At 45.1% G+C, this 20,512-nt stretch carries 17 protein-coding genes and 2 tRNA genes; 17 read left to right on the top strand and 2 right to left on the bottom strand.

Translation table 11 applies throughout. The features are described 5' to 3' along the window. Positions 1–54 precede the first annotated feature (54 nt). The 7 genes from B4F66_RS05825 to B4F66_RS05855 all read left to right on the top strand — a co-directional run bounded on the left by B4F66_RS05825 (position 55) and on the right by B4F66_RS05855 (position 5,742). A complete protein-coding gene (locus B4F66_RS05825; protein ID WP_292357584.1) occupies positions 55–1,320 on the top strand; it encodes a peptidylprolyl isomerase in 1,266 nt (421 codons plus the stop codon). Continuing rightward, positions 1,317–2,312, top strand: coding sequence for a 4-hydroxythreonine-4-phosphate dehydrogenase PdxA (pdxA, locus tag B4F66_RS05830; RefSeq protein WP_292357583.1), 996 nt, complete (start codon positions 1,317–1,319; stop codon positions 2,310–2,312). The genes B4F66_RS05825 and pdxA overlap by 4 nt, the downstream gene beginning before the upstream one ends. Continuing rightward, a complete protein-coding gene (gene rsmA / locus B4F66_RS05835) occupies positions 2,309–3,103 on the top strand; it encodes a 16S rRNA (adenine(1518)-N(6)/adenine(1519)-N(6))-dimethyltransferase RsmA (RefSeq protein ID WP_292357582.1) in 795 nt (264 codons plus the stop codon). The genes pdxA and rsmA overlap by 4 nt, the downstream gene beginning before the upstream one ends. Before the next feature lie 221 nt (positions 3,104–3,324). Further along, positions 3,325–3,597: a non-specific DNA-binding protein Hbs gene (gene hbs, locus B4F66_RS05840; protein ID WP_014707392.1), complete on the top strand. Its 273-nt coding sequence runs from the start codon at positions 3,325–3,327 to the stop codon at positions 3,595–3,597. Positions 3,598–3,610: 13 nt separating this feature from the next. Next, positions 3,611–3,686, top strand: a tRNA-Val gene (locus tag B4F66_RS05845). 9 nt (positions 3,687–3,695) lie between these two features. Next, positions 3,696–3,772 (top strand) — tRNA-Asp (locus B4F66_RS05850). A gap of 77 nt (positions 3,773–3,849) precedes the next feature. Continuing rightward, positions 3,850–5,742, top strand: a complete 1,893-nt coding sequence (locus tag B4F66_RS05855; RefSeq protein WP_292357581.1) for a SurA N-terminal domain-containing protein — start codon at positions 3,850–3,852, stop codon at positions 5,740–5,742. A gap of 35 nt (positions 5,743–5,777) precedes the next feature. On the opposite strand, the gene B4F66_RS05860 is transcribed toward B4F66_RS05855, so the two are convergent. Together B4F66_RS05860 and B4F66_RS05865 are read right to left on the bottom strand one after the other, a co-directional pair. Beyond that, a complete protein-coding gene (locus B4F66_RS05860) occupies positions 5,778–6,995 on the bottom strand; it encodes a dicarboxylate/amino acid:cation symporter (protein ID WP_292357579.1) in 1,218 nt (405 codons plus the stop codon). Positions 6,996–7,083: 88 nt separating this feature from the next. After that, on the bottom strand, positions 7,084–7,872 hold the full coding sequence (locus B4F66_RS05865) for an enoyl-ACP reductase FabI (RefSeq protein WP_292357577.1): 789 nt from the start codon (positions 7,870–7,872) through the stop codon (positions 7,084–7,086). Positions 7,873–7,992: 120 nt separating this feature from the next. Here B4F66_RS05865 and B4F66_RS05870 point away from each other — a divergent pair, with 120 nt between their 5' ends. From B4F66_RS05870 to trpB, 10 genes are all read left to right on the top strand, one after another. Next, the gene (locus B4F66_RS05870) at positions 7,993–10,149 is read left to right on the top strand and encodes an ABC transporter substrate-binding protein (protein WP_339640594.1); all 2,157 of its coding nucleotides are present in this window, start codon (positions 7,993–7,995) and stop codon (positions 10,147–10,149) included. An 88-nt stretch (positions 10,150–10,237) separates the two neighbouring features. Then, positions 10,238–11,011 (top strand): flagellar motor protein PomA, encoded by a 774-nt coding sequence (gene pomA / locus B4F66_RS05875; RefSeq protein ID WP_292357573.1) that lies wholly within the window; start codon positions 10,238–10,240, stop codon positions 11,009–11,011. A 23-nt stretch (positions 11,012–11,034) separates the two neighbouring features. After that, positions 11,035–11,931, top strand: coding sequence for a MotB family protein (locus B4F66_RS05880; protein ID WP_292357571.1), 897 nt, complete (start codon positions 11,035–11,037; stop codon positions 11,929–11,931). Between the two features lie 209 nt (positions 11,932–12,140). Continuing rightward, positions 12,141–12,779 carry a 3-isopropylmalate dehydratase small subunit gene (gene leuD, locus B4F66_RS05885; protein WP_292357570.1) on the top strand — a complete coding sequence of 213 codons (639 nt, stop codon included), beginning with the start codon at positions 12,141–12,143 and terminating at the stop codon, positions 12,777–12,779. Positions 12,780–12,809: 30 nt separating this feature from the next. Then, positions 12,810–13,880 carry a 3-isopropylmalate dehydrogenase gene (leuB, locus tag B4F66_RS05890; protein WP_292357568.1) on the top strand — a complete coding sequence of 357 codons (1,071 nt, stop codon included), beginning with the start codon at positions 12,810–12,812 and terminating at the stop codon, positions 13,878–13,880. 20 nt (positions 13,881–13,900) lie between these two features. Then, positions 13,901–14,923 (top strand): aspartate-semialdehyde dehydrogenase, encoded by a 1,023-nt coding sequence (locus B4F66_RS05895; RefSeq protein WP_292357566.1) that lies wholly within the window; start codon positions 13,901–13,903, stop codon positions 14,921–14,923. A 33-nt stretch (positions 14,924–14,956) separates the two neighbouring features. Beyond that, the gene (locus tag B4F66_RS05900; protein WP_292357564.1) at positions 14,957–17,854 is read left to right on the top strand and encodes a FimV/HubP family polar landmark protein; all 2,898 of its coding nucleotides are present in this window, start codon (positions 14,957–14,959) and stop codon (positions 17,852–17,854) included. An 11-nt stretch (positions 17,855–17,865) separates the two neighbouring features. After that, on the top strand, positions 17,866–18,645 hold the full coding sequence (gene truA / locus B4F66_RS05905; RefSeq protein WP_292357563.1) for a tRNA pseudouridine(38-40) synthase TruA: 780 nt from the start codon (positions 17,866–17,868) through the stop codon (positions 18,643–18,645). A gap of 37 nt (positions 18,646–18,682) precedes the next feature. Continuing rightward, a complete protein-coding gene (locus tag B4F66_RS05910; protein ID WP_292357561.1) occupies positions 18,683–19,297 on the top strand; it encodes a phosphoribosylanthranilate isomerase in 615 nt (204 codons plus the stop codon). Then, entirely contained in the window at positions 19,290–20,510 is a 1,221-nt protein-coding gene (trpB, locus tag B4F66_RS05915) for a tryptophan synthase subunit beta (RefSeq protein ID WP_292357560.1), read from the top strand. Before B4F66_RS05910 ends, trpB begins: the two co-directional genes overlap by 8 nt. The last annotated feature ends 2 nt before the right edge of the window (positions 20,511–20,512 follow it).

The following is a 20,512-nucleotide window of genomic DNA, read 5'->3' on the forward strand; positions in this document are numbered from 1 at the left end:
GACGCTTTGAAACGCTATAATAACGGCCAACAATTTACGGAGTTTGAATAGTTCATGATTAAATATTTGCTTGTCGGCTTATTGCTTGCGAACAGTGTATGGGCAGCGCCGCTTGATCGTATTGTTGCTGTTGTTAATAACGAAATTGTCCTGGATAGTGAGCTGGTCGAGATGGAGCAGACTGTTCGTCAGCAGCTTCGCCAGCGTAATGCCGCAATACCATCCTCTGATATTCTGCGCCGACAGGTCCTTGAACGTCTAATCATGCAAAAACTGCAACTGCAGCGGGCAGAAATGTCAGGTATTCGGGTGGCAGATGACGCGCTGAACGCTGCCGTCCGCCAAATTGCTGAAAACAATAATCTCACCATACGTCAGTTCCGAGATGCACTTGAAAGTGACGGTTATGATTTCACTGAATTCAGAGAAACCATTCGTGAAGAAATGGTTATCAGTCGGTTACGTAAGAGCGAGGTCGAAGATTCTATTGTCGTTTCTGAGCGTGAAGTAGATAACTTTCTGGCAACCCAAAACCTGCAGGGCGATTCTGAGCAAGCCTTCAGACTGTTACATATTTTAGTTGGTATTCCAGATGCACCAACTCCTGAGCAAGTACAGGAAGCCGAAAAAAAGCTTGCTGTTATTCAGGATTTATTGGCGGAGGGCGGTGATTTTTCAGAAATTGCTGCAGGATACTCTGATGGTCAAAATGCGCTGGAAGGTGGCGAACTAGGCTGGCGTAAACAGGCTGAATTGCCAACTTTGTTTGCCAGTGTTGTACCCAATCTGGCCGTTGGCGAAGTGAGCGACGTTATACGCAGCGGCAGTGGCTTTCACCTGGTCAAACTGGCTGAAAAACGCAGCGAAGAAACCCATCTGGTTAAACAGACCAAAGCTCGACACATCTTAATCAAAACCAATGAGCTGGTGACTGATGAAGCCGCGGAAAAACGACTTCAGCAATTACGCGAGCGAATCCTCAATGGCGAAGACTTCGCCGAGCTGGCAAAGGCACACTCTGAGGATACCGGATCTGCCATTGACGGCGGAAGCCTCGGTTGGACAAGTCCCGGTGTTATGGTTCCAGAGTTTGAAGAAGTTATGAATGGTTTGGCTGAAGGTGAAATGAGCGATGTTTTCCAAAGCCGTTTTGGTTGGCATTTAATTCAGGTCGAGGAACGCCGTGAACAAAATATGGCAGATGAATTTAAGCGCAATAAAGCACGAGAACAGTTAAAACAACGCAAAATTGAAGAAGAACTTGAAAGCTGGCTAAGAGCAATGCGCGATGAAGCCTACATTGAGTATCGTGACCTTTGAGTGAGATTTGTCGTATAGCGCTAACTTCAGGTGAACCCGCTGGAATTGGTCCCGATCTGTGTATTCAGCTGGCACAACAGGCCCAACGTCACCAAATAATCGTTATTGCTGATCCAGAGCTGCTTCAGCAACGAGCAGATGAATTAGGGCTACCCATAAAACTGATTGAATTTGATCCAGATTCGGCTCCCAAACCAGTTGAAGCTGGTTGTATCGTCTATCTGGAAAGTAAGCTTGCAGAAACAGTGGTGGCGGGGAAGTTGAATCCTGCTAATTCAGCCTATGTTATTAATACATTGCAACTCGCGCTGAATGGTTGTCTGGATGGGACTTTCGATGCTGTTGTTACTGCACCAGTGCATAAAGGTGTCATTAATGATGCTCAGGTTCCTTTTAGCGGCCATACCGAGTTTTTCGCTGATGGTGCTGGTGTCAATAAAGTGGTGATGATGTTGGCCACACCGGAGCTTCGTGTGGCCTTGGCTACGACACACTTACCGCTTCGCGACGTAAGTGATGCCATTACTCAACAAAGCCTGCTAAAAATTATGCATATTCTGGCTCAAAGTCTACAGCAAGGTTTTGGATTAAAACACCCTAGAATAGCTGTATGCGGCTTAAATCCTCATGCTGGCGAAGGTGGTCATCTGGGTACTGAAGAACAGACTGTAATCGAGCCTGTGATTAAGCTCATACGTGAGCAGGGCTATGAATTTAACGGTCCATGGCCCGCAGACACTATTTTTGTAAAGTCACGCCTTGCGGATTATGACGCTGTATTAGCTATGTATCACGATCAGGGCCTGCCAGTGCTTAAGCATCAAGGTTTTGGTGATGCTGTGAATATTACCCTGGGGCTTCCATTTATCCGAACATCGGTTGATCACGGCACCGCACTGGACCTTGCCGGTTCAGGTAAGGCCAGTGCAACCAGCCTGCAGGCTGCAATCAATATGGCTGAAACAATGTCATTAACCAGAAGAACTCCATGACTGATCAGCGATATTATCCGAAAGCACGTAAACGATTTGGGCAAAACTTCTTGCAGGATGAAGCCGTTATAGCGGACATCATCGCGGCAGTAGCCCCTCAAAAAGATCAGCATCTGGTCGAAATAGGACCGGGACGTGGGGCATTAACGGCCTCATTACTGGAAGATGCTGGATTACTGGATGTGATTGAGCTGGATCGGGATTTGGTGCCAATACTGCAAAACCATTTTAAAGACGCGCCTAATCTACATATTCATCAGGCTGATGCCCTGGAATTTGATTTCAGTGTATTACCCCGGGATGATGAAAAATTAAGGGTGATTGGTAATCTGCCCTATAACATCACTACACCGTTATTATTTCATTTACTCGAACAGGCTTCGTTGATAGAAGATATGTGTTTTATGCTTCAACGAGAGGTCGTAGAGCGCATTTGTGCCGCACCAGGTAACAAAAGCTATGGTCGGTTAAGCATAATGATTCAATACCAATGCATGGTTGAGCAATTATTTATTGTGCCTCCTACAGCCTTTGATCCTCCGCCTAAAGTGGAGTCAGCCATCATTTATATCCAACCAAGAAAGCAATTTTTAGGCGGCGATGTATGTATAAAAACGTTAGGCAGTTTGGTCACACAGGCTTTTAGTCAGCGTCGAAAAACCATCGCTAACACTTTGAAAAATAGTGTTTCCGTGGCGGAGTTGGAGGCTCAGGGGATCGATCCAAAGCTGCGTCCTGAAACCTTATCCGTTGAACAATATGTTGCTTTGGCACAATCCATTAGTGCTTAAAATAAGTATAGGCTATATAAGTAAAAGCTTAAGTACTGATTTAGCAGGAGTTTAGAGCCGGTTCACAAAAAATGGTCATAGTAAATGACACTAATGTTTTACTGTCTTGACACACTGTTTTTGCTGTAGTTAGATACACACAACCAAATGAGACGCGCCGAGGTATTGTGTGTCCTTTGGGACTTTGAATACATAATATAAACGACACGAGGAATTAAGCTGTGAATAAATCTGAATTAATCGATGCAGTTGCTGCGGCCGCAGACATTTCAAAAGCAAAAGCGGCTCTGGCTGTTGACGGCGTGACTTCTGCAGTCACAAAAGCGTTAAGCAAAGGCGATCAAGTTACTCTGGTAGGTTTCGGTACTTTTTCTGTTCGTGAGCGTGCTGCTCGTACCGGCCGTAACCCACGTACCGGCGAAGAAATCAAAATTGCAGCTGCAAAAATTCCTGCATTTAAAGCTGGTAAAGCCCTGAAGGATGCTGTAAACTAGTTTCTTTTTTCTGGGGTGCTTAGCTCAGCTGGGAGAGCATCGCCCTTACAAGGCGAGGGTCGGGGGTTCGAACCCCTCAGCACCCACCAGGAATATCAGGAGCGGTAGTTCAGCTGGTTAGAATGCTGGCCTGTCACGCCGGAGGTCGCGGGTTCGAGTCCCGTCCGCTCCGCCAATACAAAAGAAGGGCGCATTCTATGCGCCTTTTTTTTTGCTTAAATTAACCCACACTCGTGAAGAAGGTTCACTCCTATGTTGCATTTCATACGTGATCGCGCCCAAGGTTGGATTGCTTGGTTTATTGTTGGCTTAATCAGCATTCCGTTTGCACTTTGGGGGGTGAATTCTTATGTCTCCGGACCAACTGATACCATCGTTGCAGAAGTTAATGGTGAAGAAGTCACCCAAACAGCCTTATTAGAAGCTGTTCAGCGTTATCGTGATCAAATGCGGCAAATGATGGGCGAAGAATTCAATCCCGAGATGTTTGATAACGCTGAAATTCGTTATGTCGTCCTCGATGATTTGATTGACCAACAACTTATCCGCTCTGCTGCTGATGAACTTGGTCTTCGGATAAGTGACCGTCAAATTGCCCAGTTCATTCAGCAAACCCCTGCATTTCAACGTGATGGCACCTTTGATAGCGAACAATATCAAATGGTTCTCGCCAGAGCGGGCTTCACTCCCACCTCATATGAAGCCAGCTTGCGTGATGATCTTTTGGGCCAACAGCTTATCCAGAGTGTAGAGGGCAGTACCCTGGTCTCAGAGGTTGAGGTAGAAAGATTGTTAAAACTGGAAAATCAACAGCGCGAAATTGCCTTTGGCGTAGTCAAGCTGGAAGATTTTCTTGATGACACCGAAGTTGATGAAGCAGATGTACGTGGTTTCTTTGATGCCAACCAATCAAGCTTTACTTCACCGGAACAAATCTCTCTTGATTATCTGGAACTGTCACTTGATGACATTTCAACACAGGTTGAAGTGAGTGAAGAACAGTTGCAGCAATATTATGTTGATAACAAAGCACAGTTTGTGGGGCCAGAACAGCGCCGCGCCAGTCACATCTTAATCGAAGATAATGAAGAATCAGAGCAGATCCTCGCTGAAATTCAAACCAAACTTGAAGAAGGTCAAACCTTTGAAGAGTTGGCAGAAACCTATTCGGTCGATGTTGGTTCGGCAGCTTCAGGTGGTGATTTAGGGGCTATTCAGCGTGATGTGATGGAGCCGGCTTTTGAAGAAGCAGTGTTTGCTTTAGAGAATGTTGGTGATATCTCTGAACCTGTTAAAACGGAGTTTGGTTATCACATCATTCAATTAACGGATATAGATCAATCCAGCAATGTAGAGTTTGCAGATGTAAAAGAGAAAGTTGAGCAGCAATATAAACGTCAACAAGCTGAACGACAGTTTTACGATAAAGCTGAAGAATTGGCGAATCTGACCTATGAGAATCCCGAAACACTTGATATTGCCGCTGAAACATTGGGCTTAGATATTAAAACCTCTGGGAAATTTACCCGCAGCGGTGGCAGTGGTATAGCTGAAAACCAGGAGGTTGTGAAAGCGGCATTTTCTGATGATGTATTGAATCAGGAACTGAACAGCCAGGTCTTAGAGTTATCTGATACTCGGTTGGTTGTAGTTCGCAAGAACAGTCATGTTGATGCGACGCTTTTGCCATTTGACTCAGTTGCACCAGCAATTACCGAACAGCTTCGTTATCAGCGTGCAAGCGATTTAGCCTATATTCAGGGCGAATCCAGACTGCAGGAGTTGAAATCTGGTGCATCCGCTACACAAGTCTTTCCTGATACCTGGCAGCCAGCCACTTATTATGGGCGTGATAGTCAGGATATCAGCGCACAAATTCTGGATCAGGCATTTAGATTACCTAACGCTGAATCAACCCAATATGCCGGTTTCACTGCCGATAACGGCAATTATGTTGTCATAGCGGTAAGTGATGTGAAACAGGGCTCAGTTGAAGATGTAGAGCCTGAAATGCGCGATGGACTGGTCTCTAACCTGACCAGACTGAACGGCCGTGTAGAAATGGCAGCATTCCTCAATACATTACGCAGTGAAGCCGACATCGAAATTTATGAGTCACGGGTAACATCTAGCGAAGAAGAGTAGTTCGCTAATCATAATTGCAGATTGAAAAAGGCGCTTTATAGCGCCTTTTTTATAACTAATGTATCAATGACTTTAGCGCCGACGCTGTCACCCCAAATATTGACTACGGTACGGAATCGATCCAGAAACCAGTCCACTGCCAGTAACAGTGCAATACCATCCAGGGGCAAACCTACCGCACTAAGTACGATTACCATGGTGACCAGTCCTGCTTCAGGGATTCCTGCAGCACCAATGGCCGCAAGCGTTGCAGTAATAAACACAATAATCTGTTGAGTCATCGTCAAATCAATGCCGTAGGCCTGGGCTATAAATAACACCGCGGCAGCTTCATAAAGGGCCGTGCCATCCATATTGACCGTGCTGCCCAGTGGCAAAACAAATTTGATGGCTTTATCACTAACATTATTTTCGCGGGCATTTTCCATGGTTAATGGCAATGTGGCTGTTGAACTTGCGGTGCCAAAACCGGTAAACAAAGCTCGACTCATACCAAATAAATACGCTAAGCCTTTGCCAGCAACTAGTTGTAGTAGTAAAAATAGAAAACAAAAATGGATGAATAACCCGGTTAAAACGGTGACCACATGCCAGCCGACAGCCTCTATCTCTTTGAATAATTCTTCACCACCACCCGCCAGACCAATGCGTGCAGCTATTAAAGCGAAAATGCCGATTGGGGCGAAATACATAATCCATATCACCAACTTCATCATGGCTTCATTAATACCATCAAAAACGGCAAATACAGGTTTGGAACGTTCACCAATCGTCGTCAGCGCCATCGCAAACAATATGGCAAAAACAATAATGGGCAATAACTGCATTTCAGTCGCAGAGGCAAATAGATTTGGCGAGATCAGTGACATAATAATGTCTGATGCTCCTGTTCCCTGTTTTTCCAGAATTCGCTCGGGAACAGTAGCTTCTCCGAGCTCGATTCCTGCACCGGGTTGGATGATATTAACCACTACCAAGCCAATAAACACTGCAACAGCCGTAGTAAAACCATAGTAGAGAAGGGTGGAACCACCTAAACGGCCCAGTTTTCGAACATCACCAAGGGCGCCAATACCGCTGATAACCGAGGCAACAATCAACGGGATAATGATCATTTTTAGTGCATTGAGAAATAAATCACCCAGCCAACCGATTTGTAATGACAGGTCACCGAAAAACCAACCAAACAAGACACCAATGATGGCACTCAGAATAATCAAAATTAATAATATGACGGCATGTGAGTGTGGCATGGGCTGCTATCCTCAAATTTATAAGTGCTAAAACAAAAACAGGGCTGAAAGCCCTGTTTTTGTTAACTGGATGAACATCGGTTAAAAATTACTTATCGCCAATACCGACAATATTGTAACCACCGTCAACATAGGTAATTTCGCCGGTTACCCCGGATGCCAGATCGGAGCACAGGAAAGCACCTACATTGCCCACTTCATCAATCGTGACATTACGACGCAATGGTGCATTACGTTCGCCATAGGCCAGCATCTTGCCAAAATCGCCAATACCGGCAGCAGCAAGTGTTTTTATAGGACCAGCAGAAACAGCATTTACCCGAATGCCTTCCGGCCCTAATGAATAGGCCATATATCTTACAGTGGCTTCCAGAGCGGCTTTTGCGACACCCATAACGTTGTAATTATCGATAGCCCGTTCGGCACCCAGATAGCTCAATGTCAATAATGAACCATTACGGCCAGCCATTAATTCTTTACCGGCTTTCGCCAATGCAGCAAAGCTGTAGGCACTGATATCATGTGCAGCGGCAAAACCTTCACGTGTCACACTGTCAACAAAACTGCCTTGCAGTTGTTCACGCGGAGCAAATGCGACCGAGTGAACAATACTGTCCAGGCCATCCCATTGTTTGGCCAGATCATCGAAAACAGCTTTGATTTGCTCATCACTGCTAACATCGCACGGAAAAATTAATGCTGGATTGGAGCCACATTCTTCAGCGATTTTTTCGACGCGGGATTTGAGTTTGTCATTTTGGTAAGTAAAAGCTAATTCAGCACCTTCACGTGCCATGGCATGCGCAATACCGGCGGCGATAGAACGCGAGCTGGCAACGCCAACAATCAATACCCGTTTGCCTTGTAGAAAACCCATGAAGTACTCCAGAAATTTTAAAACCGATAAACTTACCTGATTTTGGCAGGTACTGGAAGAGGCGAGCAGCTTACATTCCCGTTATACTCCCTATTTGCCTGGTTTCAACGTTGGATGATTATGCCCCGATTTTCTGTTGTGCTCTTCTGGATAGTTATTGCATCGCTGACAGGTTGTGATATATCGGCTATCAACTCTCCATACCCTGCAGCTGAGAGTGAAAAAACGGTCAGTTACAGCTCCTTTATGCTGCGGCCAAAACATCTGGATCCCGCCCGTTCTTATTCAGCCAATGAAAGTCTCATTACGGCGCAGATTTATGAGCCGCCCTTTCAATATCATTACCTCAAACGTCCATATCAAATGGAACCATTGACCGCAGCGAAAATGCCTGAAGTGGTGTTTTTAGATAAGAATCAACAAGTATTAACGGGGGCACAACAGACAGCAGAAAATATCGCTTTTTCACGTTACACAATTACCCTGAGACCCGGAATCGCCTATCAACCACATCCCGCATTTGCTCAGGATGCGTCTGGACAATGGCTCTATCACGATCTGGATCAACAGAGTTCTAGTCACCTGAACACTATTGTGGATTTCCCCGAGCAAGCCACCCGGGAATTAAAAGCCGCTGATTATGTATATCAAATTAAACGGCTGGCACATCCGGAAGTGCATTCACCCATTTTAGGTTTAATGAGTGAGCACATTGTCGGTTTGGGTGATTTTGCCGCCACTCTCAATAAACTGCAGCAACAAGGTAAGCCGATTGATTTACGTGAATTAGATATCGCTGGCGTGGAAGCAATTGATGATTATCAATTCCAAATTACCGTGTATGGTCAATATCCCCAGTTGAAGTACTGGCTGGCCATGCCATTTTTTGCTCCCATCCCCTGGGAAGCTGACGTGTTTTACCAGCAGACTGTATTAAAAGATAAAAATATCACCTTAGACTGGTACCCGATTGGAACAGGGGCCTATCAAATGATTGAAAACGATCCTAACCGTCGCATGGTGATGGTTAAAAATCCTAATTATCACGGTGAAATTTATCCCAGTGAAGGTAATCCAGGTGATGCTGCAGCTGGTCTGCTGGATGATGCGGGTTTGCCAATGCCCTTTATCGATAAAATCATTTACACCCTTGAAAAAGAAAGTACCTCTTACTGGGGGAAATTCATTCAGGGGTACTACGATATCAGTGGCTTAACTTCCGACAGCTTTGAACAGGCGATCCAGGTTTCTTCAGGTGGGTCGTTTGGGCTAAGTGAAGATATGATGGAAAAAGGCATTGATTTGCAGGCTGCTGTTGGCACAACTACCCATTATATTGGTTTTAATATGCTGGATTCAGTGGTGGGTGGAGACAGTGAACGAGCACGCAAACTACGTCAGGCGATTGCTATTGCGATAGATCAGGAGGAATTCGTTTCTATTTTCTTTAACGGACGTGGAATTCCTGCCCAAGGACCTATCCCTCCGGGAATTTTTGGTTATCGTGACGGCCGGGAGGGATTGGACCCTTACGTTTATGAATGGCGGGATGACGCGGTACGCACCAAGCCAATTTCTTTTGCCAGAGAACTACTGGCAGATGCCGGATATCCCAATGGTCGAGATGCTGAAACAGGGCAACCGTTAGTTCTGTACTTTGATGTATCTGCTGTTGGACCGGATGCCAAAGCCCAGTTGGACTGGATGCGCAAACAGTTTCAAAAACTTAATATCCAATTAGTGATTCGGTCGACTGATTACAATCGTTTTCAGGATAAGATGCGTCGCGGACAAACACAGATATTCAAAGTCGGCTGGAGTGCTGATTATCCGGATCCGGAAAATTTTCTGTTTCTTTTATACGGGCCCAATGCCAAAGCTATTCATAACGGTGAAAACAGCGCCAATTACCAAAACCCTGAATTCGATAAGTTATTTGAACAGATGCGGGTGATGCCTGACGGTGATGAGCGTCAGGAAATTATCGATAAAATGGTGGATATTGTTCGCCATGATGTGCCGTGGGTATGGGGATTTCATCCCAAACAGTTAACGTTGTTCCACGCGTGGAATAAAAATATCAAACCTAATCTGATGGCAAACAATACATTAAAGTATCATCGGATTGATCCGCTATTACGAGACCAGTTGCGGTCGAAATGGAATCAACCGACCATCTGGCCGCTGATTTTGCTGTTGTTTATTTTTATCATGGCAATGTTGCCAGCTATTTTGATTTATCGTCGAAAAAAACACCAACAGGCTGTCAATACTTGATACTGTTGATTTTGCGTATCATCCGGTACAATTAAACGCGAAAATTGTTATACGACTTCAGGTATCAATTGAGCAGGGAGAAAAGCACGTGGATTTGGCTACTTTACTGGGTTTTTTAATAGCCTGGAGTCTGATTATCGCCACTATTGCTCTTGGGGCAGCGGCGAGCACCTTTGTTAACACGCCTTCTTTCATGATAGTTGTAGGTGGCACCTTTGCCGTCGTCATGATGCGCTTTACCCTCAAACAGTTCATTGGTTCAATGAAAACGGCGACCAAAGCCTTTTTGCATAAATCTGAAGATCCTTCTGAAATTATTGCCAGTGTGGTTGTCTTAGCCGGTATCGCCCGTAAAGAGGGTTTGTTGGCATTGGAACGGCAGGAAGTTAAAAATCCTGCCTTGGCATTGGGTATCCGAATGCTGGTTGATGGTCATGAGCCGGCTGTGGTCAGAAAAGCCCTGAACACAGAAATGAATGAAACGGTCAACCGACATAGCATCGGTCAACAGATTTTCCAGCAAATTGGTGATGCCGCTCCGGCGATGGGAATGATCGGTACTCTGGTTGGTCTGGTTCAGATGCTCTCGAATATGTCCGATCCGAAATCAATTGGTCCAGCGATGGCGATTGCATTACTGACAACCTTATACGGTGCAATGATTGCCAATATGTTTGCATTGCCTGTAGCCGATAAGCTTGCTTTACGCAGTAATGAAGAGCTGATGAATAAAAGTATTATCATTGAGAGCGTAATGGGAATTCAGGAAGGTCAGAACCCGAAAGTATTGGAAGAGTTACTGAAAAATTATCTTCCGGCTTCAAAACGGGATGCTGAAGAGCCAGCCCCGGCCGAAGCTTAATCAGCTGACGACGGCAGAATTCTATGAGTGAGTCTGAAACGCAAAGTTTCAAAAAGCAGCAAAAGAAAGGGTTGCCTGCCTATATGGCGACATTTGCCGATTTAATGTCGTTATTAATGTGTTTCTTTGTTTTGTTATTGTCGTTCGCTGAAATCGATGCCATCAAATATAAAATGGTGGTTATGTCTTTGGAGAAAGCCTTTGGTGTGCAGCGAGAGGTAGTGGATGAAGCCATTCCTAAAGGCACCAGCATCATTGCACAGGAATTCAGCCCGGGCGAACCTAAACCCACACCGCTGAATATTGTCAGACAGGAAACAACTGATGATACGAAAGATGTGTTAAAAATCACCATGGATGCCGAAGCTGTCGCAGAAGCGCAGGCAAAGCAGGTCGCCGAGGAAGTCGAAGAATTTAAAGAAGCGCTGGAATCAGAAATCGAACGTGGTTTGATCGTTGTAGAGAATCAGCTCAATCGTATTGTTATCCGAATTCGTGAGCGTGGTTCCTTTCCCTCTGGCGACGCTACTTTGAACCAGGACTTTGTTCCTATCCTGAAAAAAATTAATGAAGTATTAACGCAGACTGACGGACTAATTGCCGTGGCAGGACATACTGATAACATTCCGATTAATACTTCCCGTTATCGTTCTAACTGGGAGTTATCAACTTCAAGAGCGACTTCAGTAGTTCACGAACTGCTTAAGTACAATACGATTCCACCTGAACGTTTTGTGCTTGAAGGCTATGCTGATACCCGCCCATTAGCCCCAAATGATTCTATTGAAAATCGGGCAATAAATCGTCGTGTGGAAATTGTTGTTCTAAAAGGTTCGCTGGACAGCGAGCTCACCAAGTCCATTGATGATTTGATTCAGCAGCACGATGCAATAGAAAGTGAAATTCAACAAGTCCGTTGAACGTCAAAAGATTGCTGCCATCAAAATATATCTGTCTAAACAATGGTATTATTTTGCAAGTTTTTGATATCAGTTATGACACGATTCATAGCATCGAAACATAAGCACACAAACAAAAAAAGAGCCTTTTACTGGAAAAAAGACGACCGTATAGAAATAATGCAGTCGGTTGTATAAAGGCGCTGACAATAAGAAAGTTAGAGGTAAACATGCAAAAAATTTCCGTGGAAACAGGAATCGTGATCCCATTGGATCGACCAAACGTCGATACGGATGCCATCATACCTAAACAGTTTCTGAAATCGATCAAGCGCAGTGGTTTTGGTCCCAACCTGTTTGATGAATGGCGTTATTTGGATCACGGCGAGCCGGGACAGGATTGTAAAGATCGTCCGCTGAATCCGGATTTTGAATTGAATCAACCACGTTATCAGGGTGGCACGATATTACTGGCACGTGAAAACTTTGGTTGTGGATCGAGCCGTGAGCATGCTGTTTGGGCACTCGAAGACTATGGTATTCGAGTGATTATTGCCCCCAGTTTTGCTGATATCTTTTTTAGCAACAGCAGTAAAAATGGCATTCTCACAATACAACTCGATGAACAGCTGGTCGAAAAACTATTTCATCAGGTCGAGGCTACTCCAGGTTATAAATTGACCGTTGATTTGCCAGAACAGAGCATTTTGTTGCCTGATGGTGAAGTCCTGCATTTCGAAATAGACAGCTTTAAAAAGCATTGTTTGATAGAAGGTCTGGATGATATTGGTCTGACCCTGCAGCATACTGATGAAATCAAAGCTTACGAGGCCCGTCGTCGTGAACAAACGCCGTGGCTGTTTTCCTAATATTTTTTCCATTTATAAGTAATAACATTCATGACAAAGAAAATTGCAGTATTGGCCGGTGATGGAATCGGTCCGGAAATTGTTGCCGAAGCCGTAAAGGTTTTAAATGCTTTTAAACAGGATGGTTTGGCGATTGAACTTGAATACGGTTTGATCGGTGGGGCTGCCTACGATGAAACCGGCAGTCCGCTTCCTGATGAAACCTTGCAGATGGCCAAAGAGGCAGATGCCATTTTGTTAGGTGCAGTGGGAGGCTATAAATGGGAAGCACTGGATATCAGTGTGCGTCCGGAAAAAGGTTTATTGGGTATTCGTTCACAATTAAACCTTTTTGCTAATTTACGTCCGGCTTTGTTATATCCACAATTAGCAGATGCATCCACCCTGAAACCAGAAGTTGTGTCCGGTCTGGATTTGATGATTGTCCGTGAATTAACGGGTGGGATTTACTTTGGTCAGCCCAGAGGGATCCGTACTCTGGATAATGGCGAGAAAGAAGGCTACAACACACTGGTGTATCGCGAAAGTGAAATTAATCGTATTGGACGCGTGGCATTTGATATTGCACGTAAACGGCAAAGTCGTGTTTGTTCGGTGGACAAAGCCAATGTATTGGAATGCACCGAGTTGTGGCGTGAGACGATGACAACATTGTCCAAAGACTATGCCGATGTCGAGCTAAGTCATATGTATGTTGATAATGCTGCAATGCAGCTAGTGCGAGCACCAAAGCAGTTTGACGTTATGGTGACCACCAATATGTTTGGCGATATTTTGTCAGATTGTGCGTCAATGCTGACCGGTTCGATTGGTATGTTGCCCTCTGCGTCGCTAGATGAAAACGGCAAGGGAATGTATGAACCTATTCACGGTTCAGCCCCTGATATTGCTGGTCAGAACATTGCTAATCCACTGGCAACGATTTTGTCAGCTGCTATGATGTTACGTTACACCCTTGATCAGCCGGCTTTTGCAGATCGTATTGAAGCTGCCGTAAGTAAAGTTCTGGATCAAGGTTTAAGGACAGCAGATATTTTCTCCGCGGGAATGACTCGCGTGACCACTGCTGAAATGGGCGATGCCGTTGTGGCAGCGCTGTAACAAAAGAATTTAGGTGAAATGTGACTAAACAAATTGATGTTGCTGTTGTAGGTGCTACTGGTGCGGTTGGTGAAACGATGCTGGATATCCTGCATAAGCGGAATTTTCCGGTAGGTAAAGTGTATGCATTGGCCAGTGAGCGTTCAGCTGGCTCAACTGTTCAGTTTGGTAATAAATCGATAATGGTTGAAGATTTGGCCGAGTTTGATTTTTCCAAAGTACAGATAGGCTTGTTTTCTCCTGGGGCCAGTGTTTCTGAAATCTATGCGCCAAAAGCGGCTGCTGCAGGCTGTATTGTTATCGATAATACCTCACAGTTTCGTTATGACGATGATGTTCCACTGATCGTGCCTGAGGTGAATCCAGATGCGGTGGCCGGTTATAAAAAACGTGGCATTATCGCTAATCCGAATTGCTCTACCATTCAAATGCTGGTGGCGTTAAAACCCATTTACGATGCTGTGGGGATTACTCGTATTAACGTTTGCACCTACCAGGCGGTATCGGGAAGTGGAAAACCTGCAATGGATGAGCTGGCCAAACAAACTGCTGCTCTTTTGAATGGTCGCCCGGTGGAAGCTGAAGTTTATCCTAAACAAATTGCCTTTAATGTGATTCCTCAAATCGATGTTTTTATGGATAACGGTTATACCAAAGAAGAAATGAAAATGGTTTGGGAAACTCGCAAAATCCTCGGTGATGAGTCAATACAGGTCAATCCAACCGCGGTCCGGGTGCCTGTCTTTTATGGTCATTCTGAAGCCATTCATATCGAAACCCGTGACAAGATCACTGCTGAAAAAGCCAGAGAGCTGCTATCAGCGTTTGATGGCATCGTCGTGATTGATGAACACAAAGATGGTGGTTATCCAACAGCTGTCACAGATTCCTCTGGTCAGGATCCTGTATATATAGGGCGAATCCGTGAAGATATTTCACATCCAAACGGTTTGAATTTATGGGTTGTTTCAGACAATGTTCGTAAAGGTGCGGCACTAAACAGTGTGCAAATTGCTGAACTTCTGGTAGATAGATACCTCTAGGCATTGCTGAGATTGTCAAGGAAGGGGAGTTAAATGAAACAGAAAACGTTGACCAGTTTGTCGGTAGCTGCGGCACTTGGTTTATTAACTCCCTTACCGGGTCATGCGTTTGGCCTTGGTCAGATAACTTTATACTCTGCCTTGAATGAACCTTTCAGGGCAGAGATTGAGGTCAATGCACTTCAGGATGATGAGCAGGGTAATCTTGAGGTCAGATTGGGTTCATCCCAGGATTTTGAAAGAGCAGGACTGGAACGCAGTTTTTTATTAACCCAGCTGAATTTTGAAGTTATTGAAGAAAGTGATTCCACCCGAATTTTGGTCACTTCTGATATACCCATCAAAGAACCATTTCTGGGATTTTTACTGGCCGCAACCACTGGTCAGGGAAAATTACTTCGCGAATATATGGTGCTGCTGGATCCACCTAAAGAGCTGTACCGCGGTCGTGGCACTGTGGATTCACCACGCGCACCGAATACTCAATCAACGGTTCCTGCTGCTCCTCGCACAACATCTTCAAATCAGTCAGCCTATACATCTGATCGCTTGACGCAATATAACGTTCAGTCACGCGATACCTTATGGAGCATCGCCGAGAGGACACGGCCCTCAGACGATATTACGATGCAGCAGATGATGATTGGTTTGCTTAATGCGAATCCTAGGGCATTTCAGCAAAACAATGTGAACAGTCTTTACGCAGACAGCACACTTAAAATTCCTGCTACAGAAGAAATTACCCGCCTTTCTGCCAGTGAAGCCAAAGCTGCTGTAGACAGGCAAAATCTCGACTGGCAACAACGCAGTCTTGCTCAGACTGCTTCTCCTGCAGCCACCGTTGATGAAGTTTCCACATCGGAAAATATTGCAGCAGCAGAAAATAATGAAATTGAACCAGAAACCGAAGCGCCAAACGACGCTGAAGATCAATCAAGCTTAACAGAGAGCGATGAAACACTGTCAGATGCTGAGAGTGCACGCTTAAAGTTAATTGCTGCAACGGAAAACAGTTTGCTGGAGGCAGATCCGGAAATTAATGGTGATCCTGACTTACAGCGCATCAGTGAACAATTAACGCTTGCCCAGGAAACCATAGAGTCACAAACCCAGGAAAACATTGATTTCAAAAATCGTATGGACGCGATGGAACGTCAACTGGATACTATGCGTCGTCTTATTTCGCTTAAAGATGCGGATATGGCAAGACTGCAAAGCTTGCTCGAACAAGACGAAACCCAGATGGATTTAGCGACACTGGTAGATGAAGCAAACACCATTCTGGAAAATAGTGAGGCTGAAAGCGAAGCATTAAATGACAGTGACAATAATACTAGTCAGAACAATGCAGCTGAATATCCAACTAATCTTGATACTGATGATAATGAATGGCAACCGATTGATATTGCTAATGATGAAACAGATGCAACGTCAACTGAAGAAGAACCGTCATCAACAGAAAGCAACGAAAATGTCGCTGAGGAGCCGACAGAATTCGAATCTGTCACCAATGCTGAATCTCCCGAACTGATTGTTGCTGAGTTGGATGAAAATACAGCAGAACCAGCAGAACTGGAAACAGCTGCTGCAGAGGTTGATGCTGCGATAGTTGAAGCTGCTCAGGAACTGAATTTAGACCAGCAACAGCTGGACTCTCTTTACCAGCGGGTTCAAGCTTTTGTCATAGCACATAAGGTTGAATCATTACTGGCAATCTTATTGTTGCTTTTGATTATCTGGATGATTCTCCGCCGTGGTCAGCGTGAAGTCAGTTGGGATGATGCTGTCAGTAAAATTAACAAAAACAAACCGGCCACCACGACAGCTGAAACCGGTAGTGTAAATATTGTCACCCCGGTTGCAGAAGAGAAAGAGGCAACAACCGAAAGCCAAACCAAATCAGTTGATGAACTGGTCGAACAAGCTGATATGTTTGTTGGTTATGCCGATTATGTACAAGCAGCAACCGCACTTGAACAAGCTTATCGGCAGGCACCGGATGATAAGGAAATTGCTGCAAAATTATTATTCATTTATTACAAGCAACAAAAATCTGCAGACTTCATTGCATTATTGAACACCTCAAGTATTGGTGAAACCGATCCGCAGTGGCCTGAGGTAAGAAGCTGGGGCGCTCAGCTATTACCTCATAATCCTTTATTTGCTGAACCCTCTGATGAGGCTGAGGCTGCTATTGAAGAATCCATCGAGGAAGTGCAAACCACTTTTGATACTGAGGATGAGCCAAAAATCGATGTTGATGCCGAAGAAGAAGTGATGGAGACATCCTCTGAGCCTGAGGAGTCGGATCATATAGATTTCAATCTGGATGATTACAAAACCGAGTCAACCACTATTTCCAAGGCTGAAGAAGTCTACCAACGTGATGAAGAGGATTTGTTGCAGTTTGATAGCAGTACATCTGCAGACAAAGACTCAGCAACTGAGCTGGAACAATCAGAACAATCTGAAATTGATACTTATCCTGAAGATGATGATCTGCGAATAGATTTTGAACAGGATAATGTGTTGCAACCGGATTCCTCTGCCCCCGATGTTCTGGACTTGAATATTGATGAGACAGACGATGCTTCAGACCAGCAACCTGATGAGGTTTTATCTGTAGATTCTTTAGATGCTGATGAACTGGATCTCACTAATTTTGAAACTGCAGAACCGACAGAAACTGAAGAAGTTGATGTTATAGAAGATTATCTGAATCTGGATAGCAGTGTTGATGATGATGAACTTGATTTCGATCTCAGTGATTTCGACTCAATCGATGAATCTGAAACCAAACTGGATTTGGCAGCAGCCTATTCCGATATGGGTGATCCTGAAGGCGCAAGAGGTATCCTCGAAGAAGTCCTTGAGCAGGGTACGGATGAACAGAAAAAACGAGCACAGGAACTGCTCGACAATTTGTCTTAACGAGCGCTAAGGTGAGGTTAGCGTTAAGTGTCGAGTATGACGGCAGTAATTTTCATGGGTGGCAGTTTCAGCCAAAACAACGGACTGTTCAGGGCGAATTGCAGAAAGCCGTATCGCTTATCGCCAATACACCGACAGAAGTGTTCGCTGCCGGCCGCACTGATACTGGGGTGCATGCATTAAATCAGGTGGTGCATTTTGATACCGAGGCTATTCGGCAAGAACGAAACTGGCTATTGGGATTGAATTCCAACTTACCCCACGATATCAGTATTAAATGGGTAAAACCGGTTTCAGAAAACTTTAACGCCAGGTTCAGTGCAATAAAACGTCGCTATCGTTATTTAATACTCAATCGTGACAGCCGTTCCAGTGTGCATCATCAACGGATGTGGTGGGTATATAAAAAGCTTGATGAACACCAGATGCAATTGGCTGCTAATAGCCTGCTTGGCCAGCATGATTTTTCAGCATTTCGGGCACAGGAATGTCAGGCCAAAAGTCCGATAAAGACCCTTGATAAATTGATTGTCACTCGTCGTGATGATTGCATTGCTGTGGATGTTGAAGCCCGTTCTTTTTTGCATCACATGGTGCGTAATCTGATGGGCGTATTGGTTCCTGTTGGGGAGGGCAAGAGACCTGTCGAATGGGCTCAACATGTTCTACAAAGTCAGGACCGTAACATGGCGGGTGTTACCGCCCCACCTCAAGGTCTGTACCTGACAGATGTCGTTTATCCGGATGAATTTTTCCTGCCAACAGTGTCAGGTTTTCCAGTGCTCTGGTAAAGTACTGTAGTAACTTCTGGAAAGCTGATAATCCCAAATGAGAACCCGCGTTAAAATATGTGGCATTACGCGTCGTCAAGATGCTGAATTTGCTGTAAAAAGCGGGGCGGATGCTATCGGGTTGGTTTTTTATGAACCAAGTCCTCGCGCTGTGACAATGGCACAGGCTGCCGCAATTACTGCGCAGTTGCCACCATTTGTATCTGCTGTTGGTTTATTTGTGAATGCAACGGCAGAGAAAGTGCGGCAAACACTTGAGCAGGTTCCATTAAGTTTGTTGCAATTTCATGGCAATGAATCCGCTGAATATTGTGCTCAATTCAATATGCCGTACATCAAAGCGGTACGAATGCAGACTGCAAGTGATTTAATACAGGCTGATGAGCATTTTGCTGAAGCTTCAGCCTTATTGCTGGATAGCTATCAACATGGGGTGCCGGGGGGAACCGGACAGACCTTTGACTGGTCCATGATTACTGCAGTTAGCAAGCCGCTGATATTAGCGGGTGGTCTGACAACTGAAAACGTTGCAGAAGCTATTCAGCAGGTCTCGCCTTATGCAGTGGATGTAAGCGGCGGTGTAGAAGAGTCGAAAGGACTTAAAAGTAATAATAAAATAAGCGCATTCATGCGAGAGGTGGCAAATGCCTGATATACAGATTGATGACTATTTTAAAAACTACCCGGATGAATTAGGTCATTTTGGACCTTATGGTGGACGCTTTGTTGGCGAAACCTTGATGGGTGCTATTTATGAGCTGGAAGAGGCCTATAAACAGTATAAAAATGATCCAAACTTCCAAGCTGAAATGGATAAAGATCTGGCCGACTTTGTAGGCCGTCCATCACCTATATATCATGCCGAAAACTGGACAAAGAAACTGGGGGGAGCCCAGATCTATCTCAAGCGCGAAGATCTCAATCATACCGGCGCCCATAAAGTTAACAATACGATTGGTCAGGCTTTGCTGGCTAAGCGTATGGGTAAAACCCGTATTATCGCTGAAACAGGTGCGGGGCAGCACGGTGTAGCGACCGCTACAGTAGCTGCCCGCTTAGGTATGGAATGTGTGGTTTACATGGGCGCGGAAGATGTTGAGCGTCAGGCTATGAACGTTTACCGAATGAAGCTTTTAGGGGCAGAAGTAGTGCCGGTTCAGTCTGGCTCAAAAACGCTCAAAGATGCATTGAATGAAGCCTTGCGTGACTGGGTTACCAATGTGGATGACACCTTTTATATTATCGGTACGGTTGCCGGCCCTCATCCTTATCCAGCAATGGTGCGGGACTTCCAATCAGTTATTGGTCGTGAAGCCCGTCAGCAAATGATCAATACCACTGGCAAACTACCCGATACACTGGTTGCCTGTATCGGTGGAGGGTCGAATGCAATTGGCCTGTTCTACCCATTTATTGAAGATGAATCCGTTGCAATGATTGGCGTAGAGGGTGCTGGTCATGGTCTGCAGACAGGGCAGCACTCAGCTCCACTTTCTGCCGGAACTCCCGGCGTATTGCACGGCAATCGCACTTACCTTATTCAGGACGCTGCGGGACAAATTACCGAAACCCATTCCATTTCAGCCGGACTGGACTATCCTGGTGTTGGTCCTGAACATGCTTGGTTGAAAGATATCGGCCGCGCACAATACGTTACTGTTACGGATACTGAGGCCCTTGATGCTTTCCATGAACTGACACGCACTGAAGGCATTATTCCGGCTCTGGAAACCAGCCATGCACTGGCTTACGTTTCAAAATTAGCCCCAACGATGTCAGCGGATCAAAGTATTCTTATTAATGTTTCAGGGCGTGGTGATAAAGACATGCACACGGTTGCAGCCATGGCTGGTCTGAATTTCTGAGG

It is taken from the genome of Methylophaga sp. UBA3603, from assembly GCF_002375335.1.
Taxonomy (GTDB): Bacteria; Pseudomonadota; Gammaproteobacteria; order Nitrosococcales; family Methylophagaceae; genus Methylophaga.

Coding starts and splice junctions, on each gene's coding strand:
- B4F66_RS05825 (WP_292357584.1), top strand. CDS start 55: ATGATTAAATATTTGCTTGTCGGCTTATTGCTTGCGAACAGTGTATGG.
- rsmA (WP_292357582.1), top strand. CDS start 2,309: ATGACTGATCAGCGATATTATCCGAAAGCACGTAAACGATTTGGGCAA.
- B4F66_RS05855 (WP_292357581.1), top strand. CDS start 3,850: ATGTTGCATTTCATACGTGATCGCGCCCAAGGTTGGATTGCTTGGTTT.
- B4F66_RS05860 (WP_292357579.1), bottom strand. CDS start 6,995: ATGCCACACTCACATGCCGTCATATTATTAATTTTGATTATTCTGAGT.
- B4F66_RS05865 (WP_292357577.1), bottom strand. CDS start 7,872: ATGGGTTTTCTACAAGGCAAACGGGTATTGATTGTTGGCGTTGCCAGC.
- B4F66_RS05870 (WP_339640594.1), top strand. CDS start 7,993: ATGCCCCGATTTTCTGTTGTGCTCTTCTGGATAGTTATTGCATCGCTG.
- B4F66_RS05880 (WP_292357571.1), top strand. CDS start 11,035: ATGAGTGAGTCTGAAACGCAAAGTTTCAAAAAGCAGCAAAAGAAAGGG.
- leuD (WP_292357570.1), top strand. CDS start 12,141: ATGCAAAAAATTTCCGTGGAAACAGGAATCGTGATCCCATTGGATCGA.
- leuB (WP_292357568.1), top strand. CDS start 12,810: ATGACAAAGAAAATTGCAGTATTGGCCGGTGATGGAATCGGTCCGGAA.
- B4F66_RS05900 (WP_292357564.1), top strand. CDS start 14,957: ATGAAACAGAAAACGTTGACCAGTTTGTCGGTAGCTGCGGCACTTGGT.
- B4F66_RS05910 (WP_292357561.1), top strand. CDS start 18,683: ATGAGAACCCGCGTTAAAATATGTGGCATTACGCGTCGTCAAGATGCT.
- trpB (WP_292357560.1), top strand. CDS start 19,290: ATGCCTGATATACAGATTGATGACTATTTTAAAAACTACCCGGATGAA.